This is a genomic window from Mesorhizobium sp. P2_D1 (genome assembly GCF_056404455.1).
On the sequence record NZ_JBFUDZ010000080.1, the window covers coordinates 1 to 20,008 of the forward strand.

Consider the following 20,008-nt stretch of genomic DNA (forward strand, 5'->3'; position numbering starts at 1 on the left):
GTTCGGATTTGGACGCGGCCATTGAGAAATTTACCACGCCTCCCACAAGCAACTAATCTATGTGAACAATAGCGACACTTCATAGCTCAACCCTCGCGGTGTTCCGTAGCCGAAAGTCGGAGTGGCACCCTCGGGTGGCCTGATGCCGCCCACCACCCCTTCAATGCCGCTAGAAATACTGCACTTCGCGCTCGTGCTTCCCTGCCTCTTCCGATTCTCAAACGTCCCAAGCTTCCGCCGCTTGCCGGTCTTTTCGTCCTTCTTGCGCGAATAGAGGCGGCATTTTCCGTCTTTGAGTTTCTGGATCATCTGGCTCTCCCTAAGACCGCCGCTTGCCCTTGATGTTCCGCGCGTGCTCGATCGCATCGCTGTCCCAGGCTGTCGATCAGCTCCTGCGCCTGTTCACCCGATATGCGGCGGCGCATGCCCTCCGGCGGGATGCCGCATGCCGCGCGAGGTCGCCGTGGTGCAGGGTTTTTACGCCGAGGCGTCCGTCGTTGTCGGTCCTTCCAACTCCCCGACCCGGTGTCATTGGCAGTGAACGTCGCCGCCCGATCGACATTCGCATCGCGGCCGGGGCCTTGCTTGGTGTCGGAGCAGGTAGTCGTGCTGTCATCGCCGGTCGGCACCCTGCTGCCTCAGCGGAACGCGACTGCAAGTGCTGGTTGGCAAGCACAGGCTGACGGCAGCAGATTATGAAGCAGCCCGCCTCAAGCGCAAAAACACCAACCTGACCCGCAATAGGAGTCCAGGCGGGATCGATTGGCGGGCAATTGGGAATCCTCCCCTCGCAAGCACCCCTGCGACGCGATTATGAAGCAGGTCTTTCGACCGGCGTGGGCAGCCGATTGCCCCCGTGCATGGAGTTTGTTGATACGATGGAACACAGTGGCATTGCCACGAGTGGAACGACGGCCTTACAAACGCCTGACGACGAATTCTCAGGAGGGCAGGCGCTATTATGAGTGGCTGGTTGCATACTCTTCCACTCGCTTGGATGGCTCTCGTCGTGTTCGGGGCCACCTATGTCGTCTCGTTCATCTTGCACCAGGGCATCGCCGCTCTGTCTGCGGGCTCCACGGCGCGGTCATTCAAGGCGCTTTCGCCTGGCATGTTGCCGCCGCTCGGTATCATCTTTGGCCTGTTTGTGGCGTTCACCGCGGCTCAGGTCTGGAGCGACAGCGATCACGCCAATGCGGCAGTCAATCGCGAGGCCAGTGCATTGCGGTCGGTCGTGCTTCTGGCGAGCAGCTTTCCCGGCGAGCCCGAGGCGCGCTTGCGGACGCTGGTGCGCAGCTATATCGAGGAAACGACGAGCCAGGAGTGGCCGCTGATGGCCGAGGGCGCGGCGACCGTCACCATAATCCCGCCTGCGCTTAACGAGGCGCTGCGGACAACGCTGGCTTTGACGCCAGGCAATCCCGGCCAGGAGATCGCGCARCGCGAGATGACGAGGTGGCTTGAAGACGCCTTCGAGGCGCGTCGCCAACGGGTTCTCGTCAGCTCCGCGCAAGTCAACCCCACGAAGTGGGCCTGCCTGATCCTGCAAGCCTTCTGTGCTCTTCTCGCGATCGCGATCGTTCACAGTGATAACCGAATGGCATCGGCGATCGCTCTTGGAAGTTTTGCGACCGGCGTGGCGGCATCCGTTCTCTTGATTCTCGCCCACGATCGGCCCTTCACGGGAGAGATCGCAGTGTCGCCGCAGCCGTTGCTGCAAGTCATGCCGGAATCCAAAGCGGGCGGCGGCGGATGATACAGGTAGGAGTGCAGAGACGGGTAGATTCCCGCTCCGGTGTGGCGCCGGTGACAGCGGTTAAGCCAATCTCTTCGGCCGACATGAGGCGCAAAGCAGCCATGCCGTCGTCGCGTTGTGAGACTCTGATTTGGTGACAAGCAAAACAGCAGCCCCTACGACTCGTCCCTCTCATCGCGCAAATTAGACACAACGCGGCGGTTCTGCGACCTGCAGGCGGAGTTGGGGCAGTCACGGACGAGCCTGTCCTTGCCGTAGCCCTTGGCCCACATGCGGTTGCGGTCTATGCCGCCGGCTGCGAGGTAGTCCATCACCGCATCGGCGCGCTTCTGCGACAGCGCTGTTTCGCTCGCGCCGGGATCGTCGGCGAAACCCTGCAGCTTGAGTAGCCAGCGCGGATTCTTTGCCAACCAGGCGACCTGGGTGTCGAGGGTGGCCTTGGCGACAGAATCGAGCGCGGCCGAACCTTGCGTGAAATAGATGCGGCGGCCGACATTGAGGATAAAATCCTCCTCGCTGCCCGGCTGCACGTTCTGGAAGCCGGCAACCTCGGCGTTGGTGACGTCGGGCGTGGGAGGGGCCAGCGTGTTGCTCGTCGAGCAGGATGCGGCCAGCAGCAGCAGGCTGGCGGCGAGCAGCCGGCGCGTGTTTTCAATCATGCGGCTCATGAGGCGCCAATCATTCGACAGTGGTGGAAGCGGGCGCCTGGTCGGCGATGTGCGGCAGGACCTCCACCGCGGTGCCGATCGGGCACCGCTGGTAGAGGTCGATGATGTCTTCCGGGAACATGCGGATGCAGCCGCTGGAAGCGTCGGTGCCGATGCTCCATGGCTCCAGCGTGCCATGCAGGCGGTAGCCGATGTCAGCGCCGTCGCGGTACAGGTAGAGCGCGCGCGGCCCGAGCGGATTGTTGGACGCGCCGCCTGCGATCATGGGCGGTAGCTCCGGCCTGCGCTTGCGCATTTCGGGGGGCGGGACCCATTGCGGCCACAGCGCGCGGCGGTCGATCGTCGCGCGGCCRTACCATTTGAAGCCGTCCTTGCCGACGCCGACGCCGTAGCGGATGGCGGTCTTGTTTTCCATGATGAGGTAGAGGAAGTGGTGGCGGGTGTCGACCACGACGGTGCCGACCGGCTCGCTGCTGAAATACTTGACGATCTGGCGATGCCATCTCTTGTCGATCTTGGCGAAGTTGGTCTTGCGATAGACAAAATTGTTGTCAATGGCGGTACCGGCGAAAAAGGATTTTGCCGTCGCGGCTTGAACAATATTGCCGGTTGCACTGACCCCGACCAGCGCCAGGCCGCCGAGCACGACCCCCCTGCGTGATAAAACCATCGGCAATCCCCACTGCCTTGAGCCTGGCGGACCATAGTTGAGAATTATTTCGCCTCAAAGTGGAAAATGCTGCGTTGCTTCAGTCCGCCGTCAACGGTCTGTCCACTTTTGGTCCGAACCCAAGACTGTAGACGCTCTCCGATCGGCACCGACTTCAACAAAATAATGGTCAGTGAAGTTTGACTCGCCGCTCGCCGCGACGAACGTCAATACACGCCTGCACCTTACGCTCGTGCTTCTCGACCGCCTCACGAGCGTCGAAAGTCCCTCCCGCTTGCCGGGTTTTTCGCCCTTCTTGCGTGAGGCGCTCCGTCATTGCCGGTCCCTCCAGCCCCCACCCGTGTCATTGGCGGCAAACGTCGCCGCCTATCGACATTCGCATCGCGGCCGCGGCCTTGCTTGGTGTCGGAGCAGGTTTGTCGTGCTAGGATCGCCGGTCGGCATTCTGCTGTCTTAGCTCAACACGGCTGCAAGTGCCGGTTCGCACGCGTGCCGCCAGGCTGGCGGCGCCAGATTTTCTTGCCGGAGGTTTTTGCAAGAGCAAGGGGGACGTCGATGAGCGCAAGGGACCGATTTTTCCGTAGCCTGGTGGCTGGCCTGTTTGCCGGTGTCTTCTGGGTGGATGCCGCCCTGGCGCAGGGCGCGGGGTGTGCGTTCGCGCCGGAGGGCGGCACGTCCCGACAGATCCTGAGATGTCAGGAAGGCCTTACCATCATCGTGGAAGGTGGCGCTCGTTTTACGCTGGTGGACCGCGATCGAAACGGCAAGGTCGATACGGTCAGGTTGCGGCGCAAGGCGCTGCTGCTCGATGCTCCGGCCGGCTCGATCCCGGCTGGCTTCGCGGTTGTCACCCCGCAGGCGATCGCCGCGGCGCGAGGCACCAAATGGGCGGTCGACGTCGGCGGGGGCAAGACGTCTGTTTTCGTCCTCAGGGGCCGCGTCGCCGTGAACCGGCCAGCGTCCAGAGCCGGCGTGGTGCTGGCGCCTGGCGACGGCGTCGACGTCGCGGCCGGAACAGGACCGCTGACCGTCAAGCGCTGGCCCGCCAAGCGCGTTTCCGCCTTGCTGGCCCGTTTCGGCCAGTGAGCCGCAGTGAGCCGGCGAGCGCTTCCGACGCTGATCGCGCTCATCCTGGCGGGTCTCTGGGGCGCCGGCCTGGGCTTCGCGCACTGGCGCGGCAATTTGTGGTTTCTCGATCGCGTCGAAGCGACGATGACCGATCTTCGAACGCTCGTTCGAGGAACGGCAAAGCCACCGGAGCTGATCACCATTGTCGCGATAGACGATGAGGCGGTGCGGCACGAGGGTGCATATCCCCTCAGCCGCGCCACGCTTGCCCGGCTTGTCGATACGATCGCGCGCCTTGGACCGAAAGCCATTGCGCTCGACCTGCTGCTGGTCGATCCCGGGGAAAAAGACAACGATGAGGCGCTCGCACGTTCGCTGAGCGGGAGTGCGAGCGTAATCGCTGCCGCGGCGGTCTATCCCGGAGGTGAACAATGGACGGTGGCCAAGGGCGACGGACCCATCGCCGGCGTACCGAATGCCGAGCGGTTCCTGTGGCCGCTGAAAGCATTCTCGGATGCCGCCGCTGTCGGCGTCGTCAACGTGGCCACCGACAAGACGGGAACGCCCCGCTTCGTGCCGTTGCTGTTTCGGGCCGGAGATCGGCTGGAAACGTCTTTCCCCTTGCGTGTTGCCGCCATGGCAGCAGGAGGGGATCCAGAAATCGCAGCCGATCATCTATCGCTGGGCGGACGCTCTATCCGGACCGACATTGGCCACATCCTGCCTCTGACCTTCTATGGCCCCCGCGGCACCATCCGCACGATCAGCGCGGCGACCGTGCTGGAGGGCCAACTCGATCCCCGCACTATCCTGGATCGAATTGTGGTGATCGGAGCCACTGCAACCGGCACCGGCGATGTTTACCCGACACCGTTCGATCCCATCCTCCCGGGCGTCGAAGTCATGTCGACGGCGATTGCCCATCTGATGGCCGGCGACGCAGTCGTGCGAGACCAGTATGTCCGGCTTGCCGATGCCGGCTTTGCAGTGGTGCTGCCAATGGTTCTTGTCGGGCTGTTGGCATGGCGGCGAAACGCCGGCGGCCTCGCGGCGGTCGCCGGCGTGGTCCTGATCTGGCTGGTGGTCAACATGACCGCCTTCCTGCACCACATCTGGCTGAGCGCCGCGCTGCCGATGACCGCCGCCATTCCGCCGGCCATCCTGTTCGGTGCCACGCAGCTTTGGCTGGGCAGGAGCCGGGCGCAATTCTTCGCAACGCAGAGCCAATTGCTTCAACGCGTTGAAGCCCCCGGCATGGGGGAGTGGCTGGCCAAGCATGGCGACTTCCTCTCGGAGCCCGTCCGGACAGACGCCGCCATCCTGTTCATCGACCTGTCCGGTTTCACCGGATTGAGTGAAACATTGGGACCGATCGCCACACGCGAACTCCTGAATAGCTTTCATGCATTGGTCGGCGAAGAAGTGACGAATAGCGGTGGCGTCGTCACCAGTTTCATGGGTGATGGAGCCATGATCCTGTTCGGCCTGCCGGAACCGGCGGCAAATGACGCCTTCAATGCCGCCCGCTGTTGCGTGGGGCTCTCCAGCCGCACCAACGATTGGCTGGCGTCGTTGCCTGCATCGACCGCATCCCGGCTCGGCTTCAAGATTGGCGCCCACCACGGAGCGATCGTGGCCTCTCGGCTCGGCGGCGAAGGCCGTCAGCACATCGCGGCCATCGGCGACACAGTCAACGTTGCCAGCCGCTTGATGGAGATCGCGGCCGACCAGGATGCCGAAGTCGCGGTGAGCGACAAAATGCTCGATGCCGCCGGAAGCGACTGCGCGTTGTTCAAATCCGGTACCCTGAAAGGACCCGTGGAAACACAGATCCGCGGGCGATCCGGCTCGCTCGCAGTCTGGCTTTGGCGCAGTCCAGGGATGCCGCAGTAGAGGGTTGCCGCCAGGCCGCGTACGGCATCACAATTCGGGGCGTCGTCACATCGTGCGCGCCAGCCCTCACGCCGCGAGTTGGACCTCACGGGCGGCCGCGATCATGACACTCGCGAGCAAGCCGTAGGCTGCCTCCCAGGCCTCGCGCACCGCCGGTGTAAAAGCGGGGCCGAGGCCGCCAGCCAGCGTCTCGATCAGCGCTTGCCCGACGATCGGGTAATGATGCTCTTCAACACCGTAGGTGACGTGACGCTTGGCGAGTTCGCGCACGGTGGGCAGAATGGTGTCGGCACGATCCAGTCCATGCACGACGAAGCCCAGGCTCGCCATCAGCTTGGCGCCTTGCTTGGTCATGTCTCTCACCGGAAACAGCGCCCGAAGATTCCCGTCGATCGCGAACAGGCGTTCATAGAACAAGGCGGCGGCAGCCGCACGGATCGGGACGACCTCACGAAAACTATCCTGGACAAGTCGAATCTGGTCGGGTGTCATCGGCGCGCTCCTCTGGTTTTGGTCTGGGTGAGCCTCGACCATGCGCCCGGGGCGTTTCGCATGCATGTCGCCTGTCGCGTCGATGTGTTTCAGTTACGTCTCAATTTCGTTTCAGGTTGCGTTCGATTGTTTTCAAACCCCTTCCCGGCACCGCAATGTTCGGCAGCCCATCCCCTCAATGCCGCTTGAAATACTGCACCTGGCGCTCGTGCTTCTCGGCCGCTTCGCCAAGGTGGCGCCCCACGGCGCCCCACTCTGCCCTGCCGGGCGTTCGTCGTTCGGAAAGCCAAGCAATTGGCTTTCCGTCCGCTTCGCGGACCACTTCTCACCCCCCGCAAGGAGGGAGATTGGCCGGTACATCCGCTTTCGCTAATTTTCAATGTTGCAAGAAAACGCCGGCGCCGAAGCTGCCAATCTCCCCACAAGTGGGGGAGATGGCCGGCAGGCCAGAGGGGGGCGCCGTGGAGCTCGACGGCGGAGGCTTCACCCTACGAAAAAACCCGCCTGTGCGGCGGGTCATTGGCGCAAATCAGCACCATGGACGAATATGTAGCATGGCTGCCCTCACCATGTCAAGAATAAATTCCTATCGAAAAGCCTCCGGCACAAAAGCCGCCGACACCGMCGGACCGGCCGTCGTCAGGCCTTTGTTGACCCCAGTTCGGAGCCCTGACGCGGAGGGTGAGAAGAGCGCCCAGACACAATCCAGAAACAATATTCAACAGTTCGGAAAAACTGGCGAAAAGATCGGATGGCATAACCATCCCGCGGCGGCCGGAAATTGGCCGCGCTGGGCGTTGCCCGGCCAAGACGGGAAAGTATGCAAATGGACCACGGTTTCGATATCGCCGAACTGGACCCGGCAAGACCGGACAGCCAGCCGGAAACTGGCCTGGCAATCGTCGATGCGCTCGTGGAGGCCGCTCAAGGCTCCGCAAGGCGCGCACGCAGCCAGGTCCTGACTGGCGCCGACTTTGCCCACCAGGGCCAACCCGGTGAGCGGCTCGATACCGTCTTCGAAGAGCTCGCCGAGACATTTGCCGCGTTGCCGGCGGTGATCTCCGACGGGCGTGTCTGGACGTATCAGGAGCTGGACAACCGTGCCAACCAGTTCGCCCGCCTGCTGGTCAAGCGAGGCGTGCGAAGGGGCGACCGGGTTGGGCTCATTCTCGACCGGTCGGCGGAGACCTATGTTGCTGTGCTGGCCGTGATGAAGGCAGGCGCGGCCTTCGTGCCGCTGGCCACCGCGTTTCCTCAGGAGCGGATGACGCTCATCATCGAAGACGCCAGCGTCAGCCTGGTCGTCACCATCGCCGCCTACGCGTCGCGAGCCGATCAACTGCCCGTTCCCCACCTCCTGATCGACAGCGCCGCCACCGAGATTTCCAAACAGTCCAGCGCGCCGCTGAAGCCGGATGCGAGGACCGCTGTATCGGACGATACCTGCTACATCCTCTACACCTCGGGCACCACCGGCAAACCCAAGGGCGTGGTCATCAAGCACCAGAGCTTCGTCAACTTCATCCGGGTCGCCGCCGCATCCTACGGATACCGGCCGGGCGATCGTGTCTATCAGGGCATGACCATCGCCTTCGACTTTTCCTCCGAAGAGATCTGGGTGCCGTTTGTCGCCGGCGCGACGGTCGTGCCGGCGCCAGGTCAGATGCCTCTCGTCGGCGAGGAACTGGCGGATTTCCTGCGCCTACATGACATCACCTGCATGGCCTGCAGCCCGACCCTGTTGTCGTCCATGGCGAGCGACGTGCCCAGCCTGCGTACGCTGCTGGTGGGCGGCGAGGCCTGCCCGCACAATCTTGTGGTGCGCTGGTCGAAGCCGGGGCGGCAGATCCTCAACACCTATGGCCCGACCGAAGCGACCGTCACAGCAACCATGAGCGTGCTGACGCCCGATAGTCCGGTGACGATCGGCGCGCCGCTGCCGACATACTCGATCGTCATTCTCGACGCTTCGCTGCCGCAGCTTGCCGAGCCGGGTGAACTGGGCGAGATCGGCATCGCCGGCATCGGGCTCGCGGTCGGCTATCTCAACCGGCCGGACCTGACGCACCAGAAATTCATCGCTGATTTCGTCGGCCTGCCCAACAACCCGTCGCAGCGCATCTATCGGACGGGCGACCTTGGCCGCATCAACGACAAGGGCGAGATCGAGTATAACGGGCGCATCGACACCCAGGTGAAGATCCGCGGCTATCGCATCGAACTCGGCGAGATCGAGGCGGTGCTGCTGGACCAGCCGGAGATCGCGCAGGCTGCCGTCACCACCTGGGAGATCGAGCCCGGTCGCGTCGAACTCGTTGCCTATTACGCCCCAAAACCGGGCCTGCCGCCGATCTCGCGGGCGGATCTCGCCCAGATGATGAAGCGACGCCTGCCGGACTACATGGTGCCGTCCTACCTGGAGGAACTGCCGGCGATCCCGATGACGGTCTCCAACAAGGTCGACCTTCGCCAGCTGCCGAAACCGGCAAGCCTTCGGCTTTCGGCCGATCGCGCGATGGTGCCGCCCGGCAATGACGACGAGCGTTTCCTGGCCGACGCATTGGCCGCGGTGCTCAAATTCGACGAAGTGTCCGTCGAGGACAACTTCTTCGACGATCTCGGCGCCAATTCGCTGCTGATGGCCCATTTCTGCGCGCGCGTGCGCACCAGGAAGGAATGGGCGACGACGTCGATGCGCGACATCTATCTCTATCCGACCGTGGCGCGCCTCGCGAAACACCTAAGCGTGGCGGAGGGGATGACGACGGCCACCAATGAGCGCGTTCTCACCCGCAAGGCGTCGAATTTTGCCTACTGGACCTGCGGCGCGGCGCAGCTGCTGTTTTACGGGCTCTACAGCTATGTGGCGCTGTGGGCGTTCAATGACGGCCTCAACTGGATGTATGACGCGCTCGACAATCCGCTGCAGCTCTATTTGCGCTGCGTGGCGCTTTCGGCCGCCGTGTTCTTCGGCATGTCGGGCTTCGCCGTCATCGCGAAATGGGTCCTCATCGGCCGCTGGAAGGCCGAGGCGTTTCCCATCTGGGGCCTGCGCTACTACCGCTTCTGGGTCGTCAAGACATTGATCCGAACCGCACCCGTCGTGCTGTTCCGGGGCAGCCCGCTCTACAGTTTCTATCTACAGCTTCTCGGCACCAAACTCGGCAAGAACGCCGTCATCGAATCGAAATCGGTGCCCGTCTGCACCGACCTCATTTCGATCGGCGCCAACACCATCCTGCGCAAGGAATCGATGATCCTCGGCTTCAGGGCCCAGTCCGGCTACATCCACACTGGCCCGTTGACCATCGGCCGCGATGCCTTCGTCGGGGTGGGCTCGACGCTCGACATCGACACCAGCATCGGCGACGGCGCCCAGCTCGGCCATTCGTCCTCGCTGCACCGCGGGCAAAGCATCCCCGACGGCGAACGCTGGCATGGATCGCCGGCGGTGCCGACCACTGCGGACTATTGCAAGGTGCGCAATGTCGATCCGTCCAACATCCGGCGCTTCCTCTTCGAAGCGGTCCAGCTGATTGGCCTGTTTGCCATCGTCACCCCGCTGCCCCTCCTGTTCCACAGCTATTGGGAGAACGTCGGCGACGACTATCAGGAGACCATCGGCGTTGTCGCGATCGGCACCACGGTCACGCTTGTCGGCTACATCGCCGTGGCCCTTCTCGCGGCAACGCTGGTGCCGCGCCTGCTCAGCCTGTTGTTGAAACCCGGCCGCACCTACACGCTTTACGGTTTCCGTTACTGGCTGCAGACGGTCGCCGAATTCTCGAGCAACTCCCGCGTCCTCGGCCTCCTGTTCGGCGACAGTTCGGCAATCGTGCACTACATGCGCGCCATCGGCTGGAACCTCAACAAGGTGGTGCAGACCGGTTCCAACTTCGGCAGCAACCAGCAGCACGAGAACCCGCTCCTGTGCGAGATCGGCACCGAGACCATGGTGTCGGACGGACTTTTCATGATCAACATGCACAAGTCCGCCTCCGCATTCAGGCTCGAGCAGACGCGGATAGGCGAGCGCAACTATCTCGGCAACAACATCTATTACCCGCCGGATGGACGCACGGGCGACAACGTCCTGCTCGGCACCAAGGTGATGATCCCCATCGACGGGCCGTTGCGCGAGAATGTCGGCCTTCTCGGTTCGCCTTCCTTTGAAATCCCCCGCATGGTCAACCGCGACAAGGAACTCATCGCCGGTGTCGACGAGGACGACCGCCGCCGGCGCATACCGCTCAAGAACCGCCACAACATGGTGACGATCCTGCTGTTCGTGGCAACGCAATGGGTCATGCTGTTCGCCACACTGGCGATCTGGGACCGCGCGCTGAACTACTATACCGAATGGGCGGAGGTCGCCCTCTTCGTCGCCGTGCTCTTGACGTCCGCGATCACCATTCCGTTCTACATCCTTGTCGAGCGGGCAAGCCTTGGTTTTCGCAGGCTGAAGCCGCAGATGACGACGATCTACGACGTCGCCTTCTGGCGCCATGAACGCCACTGGAAGCTTGCGGATTCGCCGATCGTGCGCCTGTTTGCCGGCACGCCATTCCGGCCGATGATCCTGCGCATGCTGGGCGTCAAGGTCGGCAAGCGGGTCTATGACGGCGGCAGCAACCTGACCGAGCGTTCGCTGGTCGAAATCGGCGATGACGTCACGCTCAATGAAGGCTGCGTCATCCAGGCCCATTCGCTGGAAGAAGGCGCGTTCAAGTCCGATTACATCCGCATTGGCAAGGGCTGCACGCTTGGACCTTCCGCATTCGTCCATTACGGCGTCGTGATGGGTGAAGGATCGGTGGTCGACGTCGACTCCTTCGTCATGAAGGGCGAAGAGCTGGAGCCCAACTCCATCTGGCGGGGCAATCCGGCCAAACTGCATCGGTTCGTCGAGCCGGTCACGGACGATGCCTCCAGGGCATCGGCTTGAAGGCCGGAGAAATCCGTCTCGTTTCCGTGACCAAKGCCAACCAGGCCTTGGTCACGTCCCTGCAACTGGCCCCGGACCAGATGGATTTCGTTGCCAGCAATGCGGAGTCCCTGGACGAAGCCGGGTCTGACAGGGACGCGCGGCCCCGCGTCGTGATGGCTGGGGATCGTGTCGTCGGCTTCCTGATGTACGAGGCGCCGCAGGATGACGACGAAGCACGGATCTACCGTTTCATGATCGACCGTACCTGGCAGGGCAAAGGCTACGGCAAGACTGCATTGCGTGAACTGCTGGACGAAATCAGGGGGCTCGGCCACATCAGGCACGTTTCAATCTGCTACGAACCGCACAATGAGGCAGCACGACAGCTCTACAGTGCCGCCGGTTTCGTGGAACAAGGGCTCGACGAGGATGGAGAAATGATCGCCGACCTCGCCTTCGCGGCGGATGATCGTTGACGCGGCCGCCCTCCCCTGAAAGCGCCCTAGCGCAAGCGTCCCTGCTGCAGGCGATGGTCGCCATCGCGCCCAAAAGTGTCCGGATCGGATGCCGGGTCATACAAGACGGAGACGAGGCCCACCTGCTGCCCGAGGAAGCACGCTCCATCCCCGCGCGCCAGCCGGCCATGCGCCGCGCAAGCGGAGCGGCCCGCTGGATCGCACACGGACTGCTGGCGGATGTTGGTGTCAACGACTTCGCCATCCTGCGCGCGCCATCCGGCACGCCGGTCTGGCCCGACGGGATAACCGGTTCGCTCGCCCATGACGACGATATGGCCGTAGCGGCGGTTGCGCCTGTTGCCGACATCGGCTCCCTTGGCATCGACGTCGAGCCCGCCCAACCCTTGCCGCACGACCTCCTCGCGCTCGTTGCGACCCCTGCGGACCGGACAGACGCTGCGGACCCGCATCTTGCCGGTCGCCTCCTGTTTTGCGCCAAGGAAGCAGTCTACAAGGCGGTCTATCCGCTCGATCGGCAGGTCCTGGGCTACGAGGACATAGAAGTCGACCTCAACGCAGGCCGAGCGACGACCAAAGGCGGCCGCAAGCTCACCCTCTCTTACTGCGTTGCCCCGCGCGTGGTCGTCCTGGCGTTTGTTGACCGGGGGGCGGTTTAGGTCTCGTGCGGACGGTGGAAATGGGTGACAATCGTGACCCGCTACCCCTCAGTGCCGCTTGAAATACTGCACCTCGCGCTCATGCTTCTCCGCCGCCTCCCGCGTATCAAACGTGCCAAGGTTGCGGCGCTTGCCGGTCTTTTCATCTTTCTTGCGCGAATAGAGGCGGTATTTTCCGTCCTTGAGTTTTCTGATCATCTGGCTCTCCCTGCTTAGGACCGCCGTTTGCCCTTGAGGTTGCGCGCGGCTTGCTCGACCGCCGCGCGGTCGTGGCCCAGCCTGTCGATCAGTTCCTGCGCCTCGTCACCCGATATGCCGGTGCGCATTGCCAGCGCCTCGACCGCCAGGACGTCGGAGCTGGCGATCTCGCTTGTCTCCGGCAGCGCATCGCCGGCCGTCAGCGGCAGCGCCGCCTCCCGGTCGATCTCGGCCGCGGCCTGATGCCAGTGCCGCTCGGGATCGCCGCCGCCTTCGCGTTCCCAGATCTGGTATGCTCGCTGCTGGATCTTCTCATGCCGTTCGTCGCCCATGATCATTCCTCCGTTGCGTCAGGGAGGAACGCCGCACCAGTCCGAATGATCCAAAAAATCTGCGTGATCATTGCTCCGTTGCGGGGATGGCGCGAGGCGCTGGGCAGCGCTGGCCACGAGGTCATTCCAGGCCGCGGGCGAGCCCACCGCCTGGATGTCGGCCGTTCCCGGCCGGTTGTCAGTGCCCCCAGATTCCCTGGCCATAGCCGGCTGACATGTCGGAGTTCGCACTTCCTCCCGGGGCCGGTGCGCTGTTGGCAGTGCCGATGCTCTTCGTGCCGCTGAGGTCGAGCGCATTGGCGCCATCGGACACCATCGAATGGTAGACGCTGCTGCTCGGATAGGCGTCGGGGCCAGGGATGTAGTCCGTGCCATAGTTGTCGCTGCCGGCAAAAGCCGTGCCGGAGGCAAGCAAAACCGTGGCAATGGCCAAAACGATCTCTTTCATTTCAAGCTCCATCTTTGAGAGTTGACATTTGGCCGCCACGCGCCGCCCGCACCGCGTTCATGAGGCCGTCCCTTGATTGCTCTCGGGCGAAACCAGCCAACCGCGATGCCTACGGATTTGCGGCGGCAGGTTCAGCGTACGGTCGTGTTGGTCCTTCGCACGTTGTCGGCCAATCCATAGGGGCGTGGTGTTTGCACCGGCGTGGGAAGGCGCGTGGTACCAACCACCACAGGCGTGGAATTTTGCGTTGAATGCAGCAGCGAAGCGCGCCGAACGCTGCCCGGAAGCGCAATGCCATGGCACTTTCAGATTGGCAGGCTGGTCTCGCCGTGCTGGGGATAGGCCGCCATGAGTGCGTCGACCGCGTCTTTGTCGCCACGCCGGGGCTTCACGAAACCAGTGAGCACCCAGTCCAGCGAAATCCTGCCGGCGCCTGATATGGCCAGCACGAACATGCCACCGGCAATGGCGAGATCCTTTTCGAAATGCAGCAATTCGTTCTGGTTGGCGAAGTTGGTGTGGAAGAGTGTCGCCGTTGCCAGGCAGAACAGGCCGAGACCGATGGCGCCCAGCCGCGTCAAAAGGCCCAGCCCGACCGAGAGCCCTGCCCCCAGCTGCAGCGCAACCGTGGCAACAAACAGCGGCAGGCTGACGCCCAGCGCGGCCATCGCCTTGGCGGCGCCGTCGAAATGGGTGGCCAGTGTCAGGCCTTCATGCAGGAAGAGCAGGGAAAGCAGCAGGCGGCCGGCAAGGAGGGTCACATCCCCAGCGTATAGCTTCGTGGCGAGGAGGTGCAGCTTCGCGGCAAGTTCAGTCGGTGTCATGGTCGGGCTCCAATTTTTCTAACAGGCAGGCGCCGCGTCCGGTCGGACAGGCGCAATGGCGCTGCCAAGCGTCTGATTGAAAAAGGCCGGAGCCAGCGCAAGGGAGGGGATGCCGGCTCCGGCAATGGGCGCCAGCCACGAGCGCCCAAACTATGGTGCTTAAGAGGGATGGCGCGGCGCCAAGCCCCCACTCCGTCTCGGCCTCGCCGAGCCACCTCTCCCCACATTCGTGGGGAGCGAGGAACAGCCCTCTGGGCCTTACTTCGTCACCTTGGTGTCGATGGCCTTCTGCAGGTCCGACAGTTCCTCGCAGCCGGCCGGACAGAGTTTTTCCAGCGACGCCAGCTGTTCGTGGGCCTTGGCCATGTCGCCGGTCTCGACATAGAGCTCGCCCAGATATTCACGGGCGGCCTTGTGGTCGGGCTTCAGCTCCAGCGCCTTGGTGTAGTAGGTCAGAGCGGTCTTGTAGTCGCCGGTCTTGCGCAGCGTGAAGCCGAGCAGATTGTAGACGTCGGGCTGCTGTGTGTCCTGCGCCAGGTCGCGCAGCTGGGCCAGCGCGCCAGTATAGTCCTTGGCTTCGATCTTGGCCTTGACGGCGGTGAGGTCAGGCGCGTCGGCGCCCTCGATGTCGTAGACGGCATAGGCGGGCATGATGGTCGCGACCGGAACCACGGTCAGCACCGCAATGGCGCCGAGCAGGCCGAACAGAGCATGTTTGCCAAAAACAGAATGTTTCATTGTCTTTCTCACTTGGGTTGAGTGCTAGCGTTGAGAAGACCGTTTCGAAATTCGCTCTGGCGAGTCAGCTGATGGTGGTTTCGAGAACCGTAGCGCAGCGGACGTCCGGTCCGTGAGCAACGGAAGCGCAGAAAACGCCTTCAGATGGCCGCCAGAGTAGAGTTTCCAAACGGCCTCAGATCTGGACCGGAGTGAAGCCGTAGGCGTTGCCGTCCTTGACGAAGACGCCGGTGCCCGGGAACGGGAAGTGCGAGCCCGAGATGCGGATGTTGTCGGCAATCACGCGGTCGATGATCTTGTGGCGCGTAGTGATCGCCGTCGGCCCGTCCTGGTCGTAGCTGCCCTGCCATTCTGGATGCGGCGCCAGAAGGGCGGGCACATACATGGTGTCGGCCGAGATCATGATCTGCTCCTTGCCGGAGTTGGCCAAGTAGACCGAGTGGCCGGGCGTATGGCCGGGCGCGGCGATGATGTGGATGCCGGGCGCCACCTCGGCGCCGTCCTCGACCAGCTTCCAGTTTTTCCATTTCGGGAAGTTTTCAGCGATGCGCTTGCCCGCCGGCTTGCGGCCCTCGGGCAGCTTGGCCAACCGGCTGGGATCGGTCCACCAATTGTATTCGGTGGCGTTCACGATGAGCTCGGCATTCGGGAAAACAGGCGCGTTGGTGCCCTTTTCCATCAGGCCCCAGACATGGTCGGGGTGGAAATGCGAAATCATGATGGTGTCGATCGCCTTGTAGTCGATACCGGCTGCGGCCATGTTGGCCGGCAGATGGGTGGCATTGGTCTGCCACTGGCCGACGCCAGAGCCGGCATCCATCATGATCAGCTTACCGTTCATCTTGAGCACGACGACGGTAAGCGGGATGGGCATGAAGTCGGTGGTCAGCCCCGCCTTGGCGAGTGCTGCCTTGGTATCGTCGACCGAAACATCCTTGATGAAGGCCGGGTCGTGCGGCTTGCGCCAGATACCATCGTAGATGGCGGTGATCTCGATGTCGCCGACCTTGTATTTGTAGAAACCGACTGTCGGCTCCACCGGCGTTTCGGCAAAGGCCGGTCGGGTGAATTCAAGCTTGCCGGCAAGGCCGAAGGCGGCAGCGGCAGCGGCGGATCCAAGCAGTGTGCGTCGTGTCATGCTGAACATGGTGGTCTCCTCTGTTGGTGGGTGCGGAAGGGATTACGGAGGCCAAGTCCCAGGCCATCCCGATGCGGTTGAGGTCCGAACCGTTGGGATTCGGTCTTGACCCCTGGCGAACTCAACGGCCCCAGATGCCTTGGCCTGGTTCGCTCGCATTCGATTGCATCGTCGCGTGCCGCGGCCCTGTCGTGACCTTGGTGTCGACGCCGTCTGTAGGTGCGATGTAGGGGATCGACGCGGTGGCGTTGGTGTCGACGGAAGCGACCGGTGAATTGGCGTTGTTTGCGCCGTGGTCACTGCCGGCAAAGGCAGCGCTCGAGGCAAGCAGCATGGCAGCCACGCTGAGAGCGAGCTTGGTCATTTTCGTAGGTCCTTGTTTCGTTTCTTCGGGTTGCGGGCCGGGCGAATGGCCTCGCTGAAGGGAAGACCCGGCAGGGCGGGCCTTTATTCCCGGCGCGGCAAGATTTTTATGAAATAATCGAATTCAAGTGCTCAGTGGCCACAAGGCTTGCGTTCCTCTCCCCCATGTCATGGGGGAGAGGCGGCTCGGCGAAGCCACACCGCAGAGGGGAATGGTGTCGACTTGAGAAGGCAGGGCTCTACCAGGCCTCCACCGCCCGCTTCGCGGCCACCTTTCCCCCGCTCCGGGGCGAGGAACTCAAGATTAGGGGCCGCCAACCACCTCCGCATAGCCCCTCACCTCGCCATCCAGCCCGCGAATGCGCCAGTCCGTGCCGTCCTGCGCCTCGACATAACACGGCCCGATCGGCACCTTGCCACCGCCTTCCGGCAGGTCGAGAACATAGACGGGGTTGCAGATGCCCGACAGGCGGGCGCGCAGTGCGGCGGCCAGCGCCTGGCCTTGCGCGATGGTGGTGCGGCGGTGCGCCATGCCACGCGCGAGGTCGCCATGGTGCAGGTAGTAGGGTTTGACGCCGAGCCGGTACATCAGCTCGCGGCAGAGCTCCTCCAGCACCTCGACCGTGTCGTTGACGCCTTTCAAGAGTACGCTCTGGTTGAGCAGCACGAAGCCGGCTTGCCGCAAGGTGCGGCAGGCAGCTTCCGTGGCGTCGATGATCTCCCGTGGATGGTTGAAATGGGTGACGACCGTGACCATCAGCCGGCCCTGCAGGGCCGCGACCAGCCCCGACGTGATGCGCGAGGGCAGCGCCACCGGCACGCGCGTGTGGATGCGCAAGAGACGCACATGAGCGATGGCCTCGATGCGGGCGCGGATTTCAGCCAGCGTCTTGTCCGGCAGCGACAGCGGATCGCCGCCGGTCAGGATGACCTCGCGGATTTCGGGGTGATCGGCGATATAGGCCAAGGCCGGCTCCAGCGCCTCGCGCGTATAGCCGCGGCCGATCGAGGTCAGCGATTCCTTGCGAAAGCAGAACCGGCAATAGACGGCGCATTGATAGGTCGGGAACAACAGCACCCGGTCGGCATGGCGATGCGTCAGCCGCGGCACCGGGCTGAACGCATGGTCGGCGATCGGATCGTCGAGCTCGCCCTCCTGCTCCACGAGTTCGTCCGGCGACGGGATGACCTGCGCCCGGATCGGATCGGCGGGGTCGTTCCAATCGATCAGGTCGAGATAGGTTTTGGGGATGCGCACCTTGTGGTTCGCGGCCGCGGCTTGCGCCGCCGCGCGTTCGCCCGGCGACAGCGGCAGGGACGCGAGGTCGCGCACATGGCGCACGCCGGCGCGGACGTCGGTCTGCCAAGTGGCGTCGGAGGTGTCGATGCGCTCGATTGCATCGGAGAGGTTGGCGTCTGAAGTCATCTGATATCTCGGGGTAATTTCTGGCGGAGCTATCGGCCGGATGGCCAGGCGGGTCAACCACCTGCATGCCGCAGGCCCGTCGAAGCGAGCCCATAGGTATTTAAGCAAAATGGCACTATTCTGCGCAGTATTCTGCGCAGTCCGGGGGTTTCAGGGAAAACAGATGGACTTCAATACGGGCCATGGCTACCTGCTCATCGGCGGCCTCATCCTGGTTGGCGCCGGCCTGCTGATCCTGTCGCTTATCGTCAATCTGCGMGTCGCCCACAGCGTGCGCGACGACGTGCGCCACCGCGAAAAGCTGCTGGAATACTACCGCAACATCTTTTCGCAGCTGGGCGTGATCCTGATCGGCATCGGCGTGTCGCTGTTCATCTTCTTTTTCCAGCAGAATTACCAGGACCAGCGCAGACGCGAAGCGGAACTCCAGCAAGTTCTGGCCAAGCTGGCGGCACGCATCGCCCACGGCGCCCCCATCGTCGGATCGCTTGGCCAATTCGACGCACTGCTGGATGAAGGCGGGGCCTATGTCAGCCCCGAACTTGGTGGAACCAACGCCGCGATCGGCGCGCAGGGGGCGGAGCTCGGCAAGCAGGTCGGCGAGATCGCGCTGGTCGAGCGCGACATCGACGTCCGGGACTTCGACGTCCTCAACCTGTCGCGCGATTTCGAATCGTCGTTCGTCGTCAACGAGCTCGACCCCACGCTGTGGTTCGACATCGTGCGTGACGAGAGCGAGATCAAATATGCCACCACCCAGCTCGCCCTCGACTACAAGGACCTGCAGGATGCGATCGGCGGCCAGCCGGTCGAGCTTGCGATGGCCAATCCTGAAACGGGGCGCAAGATCAAGCACGAGGTGCTCGACGTCTTCTACGACGCCGATCTCCTGCGCCAGCGCAGCAGGCGGTTTCTCGGCCGTGCGTGCTGGCTCTTCAGTCACGGGCGCAGCTTCGTCGGCCTTGCACCGGTCGATGCGATCGAAGCCGATGCGAGGTCGCATCAGGAATGGATAGACCGGTCGAAACCCTTCCTGACGCAAGCGAAGTCAGGCAACGGCGATTGCTTCAAACTGCTCCAGTACGGCCCGTCGCCTTGAGCTGCCGCCGGCACTGTTCGATTTGACGGTCAGTCACCCACACGTTGAAGAGTGCCGAGATGATTGTCGTCGAGAAAACCAACGGTCATGGCCGAAGCCTTGCCGTCGGGGCCGACGACAAAACTCACACCGGCGGGCCTGTCAGGGGTCTCGGCATCCGGAAAGGTCAGGAAAATGTCGCCGTCGAAATGGGTCAATGAATAGGACCGGGCCGCGTCCGGGCCTACCCTGAGCACAAGGTCGTCACCTGCTTTCGACACGACCGCTCCGCCGATGAAGTCGTTGGCGTAGCGGCCGGCATAGGCGCTGGCCGGTCCGGCCGGCCTCGCCGGGGAAGGTGGCGCTGCATAGGTGGCCTTGGCTGCCGCCACCGCCGGGCCGAACAGGCCTGCATAGATATCGTCCCACGCCTTGACCCAGTCCTTCTCGACCGTGCCGTCGAAGACGAGATCGGCGAAGCTGTCGGACAATCCCTCCGGCAGGCCTGTCGGAAAGGCGTTGGTGATGATGACGATGCCAAGCTTCTCCTTCGGGAAGACTGTCACCAGGGTGCGCGCACCGACGCTGAAGGCGCCGGCGTGGCCCCAGCTCAGGCCGTGCCGGCCGAATTCGACATTCCAGCCGAGGCCGTAGAACGATGCCCCGCCGGAGACGGGGTTGTTGCCGCGCGCCATCAGCGGAACATGCGTCTGGCCCAGCGCATCGGCGGCAATCAGTGTCTTGCCGGCATAGACGCCGTTGCCGATGATGAGGCGAACCCATTGCGAGAGGTCACGTGCCGTGGAACTGACGCCGCCGGCGGGCGCCTGCGCATCCGGATCGCGCTCTATCTT

The 20,008-nt window shown here is 63.4% G+C and carries 20 protein-coding genes; 7 read left to right on the plus strand and 13 right to left on the minus strand.

Annotated features, from left to right (window positions below):
* Positions 1-57: 57 nt before the first annotated feature.
* Complete coding sequence (locus AC1D0I_RS30455) at positions 58-309, minus strand: hypothetical protein (RefSeq protein ID WP_477399784.1); 252 nt, start codon at positions 307-309, stop codon at positions 58-60.
* A 700-nt stretch (positions 310-1,009) separates the two neighbouring features.
* On the opposite strand from AC1D0I_RS30455, the gene AC1D0I_RS30460 reads away from it, so the two are divergent.
* Positions 1,010-1,756: a bestrophin-like domain gene (locus tag AC1D0I_RS30460; RefSeq protein WP_477399755.1), complete on the plus strand. Its 747-nt coding sequence runs from the start codon at positions 1,010-1,012 to the stop codon at positions 1,754-1,756.
* Between the two features lie 155 nt (positions 1,757-1,911).
* On the opposite strand, the gene AC1D0I_RS30465 is transcribed toward AC1D0I_RS30460, so the two are convergent.
* Together AC1D0I_RS30465 and AC1D0I_RS30470 are read right to left on the minus strand one after the other, a co-directional pair.
* Entirely contained in the window at positions 1,912-2,424 is a 513-nt protein-coding gene (locus AC1D0I_RS30465) for an OmpA family protein (protein WP_477399757.1), read from the minus strand.
* Positions 2,425-2,434: 10 nt separating this feature from the next.
* Positions 2,435-3,094, minus strand: a complete 660-nt coding sequence (locus AC1D0I_RS30470; protein WP_477301558.1) for a L,D-transpeptidase — start codon at positions 3,092-3,094, stop codon at positions 2,435-2,437.
* Between the two features lie 555 nt (positions 3,095-3,649).
* Between AC1D0I_RS30470 and AC1D0I_RS30475 the strand changes: the two genes are divergently transcribed.
* Positions 3,650-4,180 (plus strand): FecR domain-containing protein, encoded by a 531-nt coding sequence (locus AC1D0I_RS30475; protein ID WP_477399759.1) that lies wholly within the window; start codon positions 3,650-3,652, stop codon positions 4,178-4,180.
* Positions 4,181-4,186: 6 nt separating this feature from the next.
* Positions 4,187-6,055, plus strand: a complete 1,869-nt coding sequence (locus AC1D0I_RS30480) for a CHASE2 domain-containing protein (protein WP_477399761.1) — start codon at positions 4,187-4,189, stop codon at positions 6,053-6,055.
* A 66-nt stretch (positions 6,056-6,121) separates the two neighbouring features.
* Here AC1D0I_RS30480 and AC1D0I_RS30485 read toward each other — a convergent pair whose 3' ends face one another.
* Positions 6,122-6,547: a globin family protein gene (locus AC1D0I_RS30485; protein WP_477399763.1), complete on the minus strand. Its 426-nt coding sequence runs from the start codon at positions 6,545-6,547 to the stop codon at positions 6,122-6,124.
* Positions 6,548-7,367: 820 nt separating this feature from the next.
* On the opposite strand from AC1D0I_RS30485, the gene AC1D0I_RS30490 reads away from it, so the two are divergent.
* The 3 genes from AC1D0I_RS30490 to AC1D0I_RS30500 are packed head-to-tail and all read left to right on the plus strand — an operon-like array spanning position 7,368 to position 12,609.
* Positions 7,368-11,492 (plus strand): Pls/PosA family non-ribosomal peptide synthetase, encoded by a 4,125-nt coding sequence (locus tag AC1D0I_RS30490; RefSeq protein WP_477399765.1) that lies wholly within the window; start codon positions 7,368-7,370, stop codon positions 11,490-11,492.
* A complete protein-coding gene (locus AC1D0I_RS30495; protein WP_477399767.1) occupies positions 11,489-11,950 on the plus strand; it encodes a GNAT family N-acetyltransferase in 462 nt (153 codons plus the stop codon). Before AC1D0I_RS30490 ends, AC1D0I_RS30495 begins: the two co-directional genes overlap by 4 nt.
* A 53-nt stretch (positions 11,951-12,003) precedes the next feature.
* Positions 12,004-12,609, plus strand: a complete 606-nt coding sequence (locus AC1D0I_RS30500; RefSeq protein WP_477399768.1) for a 4'-phosphopantetheinyl transferase family protein — start codon at positions 12,004-12,006, stop codon at positions 12,607-12,609.
* A gap of 48 nt (positions 12,610-12,657) precedes the next feature.
* Here AC1D0I_RS30500 and AC1D0I_RS30505 read toward each other — a convergent pair whose 3' ends face one another.
* The 8 genes from AC1D0I_RS30505 to AC1D0I_RS30540 form a co-directional block, all read right to left on the minus strand.
* Entirely contained in the window at positions 12,658-12,807 is a 150-nt protein-coding gene (locus AC1D0I_RS30505) for a hypothetical protein (RefSeq protein WP_023677295.1), read from the minus strand.
* A 14-nt stretch (positions 12,808-12,821) separates the two neighbouring features.
* Complete coding sequence (locus AC1D0I_RS30510) at positions 12,822-13,139, minus strand: DUF2934 domain-containing protein (RefSeq protein WP_095091767.1); 318 nt, start codon at positions 13,137-13,139, stop codon at positions 12,822-12,824.
* Positions 13,140-13,317: 178 nt separating this feature from the next.
* Positions 13,318-13,587, minus strand: coding sequence for a hypothetical protein (locus AC1D0I_RS30515; protein WP_477399770.1), 270 nt, complete (start codon positions 13,585-13,587; stop codon positions 13,318-13,320).
* A 305-nt stretch (positions 13,588-13,892) separates the two neighbouring features.
* Positions 13,893-14,411 (minus strand): DoxX family protein, encoded by a 519-nt coding sequence (locus tag AC1D0I_RS30520; protein WP_477399772.1) that lies wholly within the window; start codon positions 14,409-14,411, stop codon positions 13,893-13,895.
* A 258-nt stretch (positions 14,412-14,669) separates the two neighbouring features.
* Complete coding sequence (locus tag AC1D0I_RS30525; RefSeq protein WP_477399774.1) at positions 14,670-15,149, minus strand: tetratricopeptide repeat protein; 480 nt, start codon at positions 15,147-15,149, stop codon at positions 14,670-14,672.
* 175 nt (positions 15,150-15,324) lie between these two features.
* Complete coding sequence (locus tag AC1D0I_RS30530) at positions 15,325-16,296, minus strand: MBL fold metallo-hydrolase (RefSeq protein WP_477399776.1); 972 nt, start codon at positions 16,294-16,296, stop codon at positions 15,325-15,327.
* A 112-nt stretch (positions 16,297-16,408) separates the two neighbouring features.
* Positions 16,409-16,651, minus strand: coding sequence for a DUF680 domain-containing protein (locus AC1D0I_RS30535; protein WP_095091240.1), 243 nt, complete (start codon positions 16,649-16,651; stop codon positions 16,409-16,411).
* Between the two features lie 303 nt (positions 16,652-16,954).
* Positions 16,955-18,076 carry a KamA family radical SAM protein gene (locus AC1D0I_RS30540; RefSeq protein ID WP_477399778.1) on the minus strand — a complete coding sequence of 374 codons (1,122 nt, stop codon included), beginning with the start codon at positions 18,074-18,076 and terminating at the stop codon, positions 16,955-16,957.
* Positions 18,077-18,239: 163 nt separating this feature from the next.
* On the opposite strand from AC1D0I_RS30540, the gene AC1D0I_RS30545 reads away from it, so the two are divergent.
* Positions 18,240-19,175, plus strand: a complete 936-nt coding sequence (locus AC1D0I_RS30545) for a hypothetical protein (protein WP_477399782.1) — start codon at positions 18,240-18,242, stop codon at positions 19,173-19,175.
* Between the two features lie 29 nt (positions 19,176-19,204).
* Here the strand turns inward: AC1D0I_RS30545 and AC1D0I_RS30550 are convergent.
* Positions 19,205-20,008: serine hydrolase (locus AC1D0I_RS30550; RefSeq protein ID WP_477399780.1), on the minus strand; the 804-nt coding region annotated here is incomplete at its 5' end.

What these genes read in the sequence shown, in the direction of transcription:
- AC1D0I_RS30525 (WP_477399774.1), bottom strand. Translation starts at nt 15,149, where the DNA reads ATGAAACATTCTGTTTTTGGCAAACATGCTCTGTTCGGCCTGCTCGGC.
- AC1D0I_RS30520 (WP_477399772.1), bottom strand. Translation starts at nt 14,411, where the DNA reads ATGACACCGACTGAACTTGCCGCGAAGCTGCACCTCCTCGCCACGAAG.
- AC1D0I_RS30505 (WP_023677295.1), bottom strand. Translation starts at nt 12,807, where the DNA reads ATGATCAGAAAACTCAAGGACGGAAAATACCGCCTCTATTCGCGCAAG.
- AC1D0I_RS30500 (WP_477399768.1), top strand. Translation starts at nt 12,004, where the DNA reads ATGGTCGCCATCGCGCCCAAAAGTGTCCGGATCGGATGCCGGGTCATA.
- AC1D0I_RS30515 (WP_477399770.1), bottom strand. Translation starts at nt 13,587, where the DNA reads ATGAAAGAGATCGTTTTGGCCATTGCCACGGTTTTGCTTGCCTCCGGC.
- AC1D0I_RS30540 (WP_477399778.1), bottom strand. Translation starts at nt 18,076, where the DNA reads ATGACTTCAGACGCCAACCTCTCCGATGCAATCGAGCGCATCGACACC.
- AC1D0I_RS30530 (WP_477399776.1), bottom strand. Translation starts at nt 16,296, where the DNA reads ATGTTCAGCATGACACGACGCACACTGCTTGGATCCGCCGCTGCCGCT.
- AC1D0I_RS30485 (WP_477399763.1), bottom strand. Translation starts at nt 6,547, where the DNA reads ATGACACCCGACCAGATTCGACTTGTCCAGGATAGTTTTCGTGAGGTC.
- AC1D0I_RS30490 (WP_477399765.1), top strand. Translation starts at nt 7,368, where the DNA reads ATGCAAATGGACCACGGTTTCGATATCGCCGAACTGGACCCGGCAAGA.
- AC1D0I_RS30510 (WP_095091767.1), bottom strand. Translation starts at nt 13,139, where the DNA reads ATGGGCGACGAACGGCATGAGAAGATCCAGCAGCGAGCATACCAGATC.
- AC1D0I_RS30535 (WP_095091240.1), bottom strand. Translation starts at nt 16,651, where the DNA reads ATGACCAAGCTCGCTCTCAGCGTGGCTGCCATGCTGCTTGCCTCGAGC.
- AC1D0I_RS30475 (WP_477399759.1), top strand. Translation starts at nt 3,650, where the DNA reads ATGAGCGCAAGGGACCGATTTTTCCGTAGCCTGGTGGCTGGCCTGTTT.
- AC1D0I_RS30465 (WP_477399757.1), bottom strand. Translation starts at nt 2,424, where the DNA reads ATGAGCCGCATGATTGAAAACACGCGCCGGCTGCTCGCCGCCAGCCTG.
- AC1D0I_RS30455 (WP_477399784.1), bottom strand. Translation starts at nt 309, where the DNA reads ATGATCCAGAAACTCAAAGACGGAAAATGCCGCCTCTATTCGCGCAAG.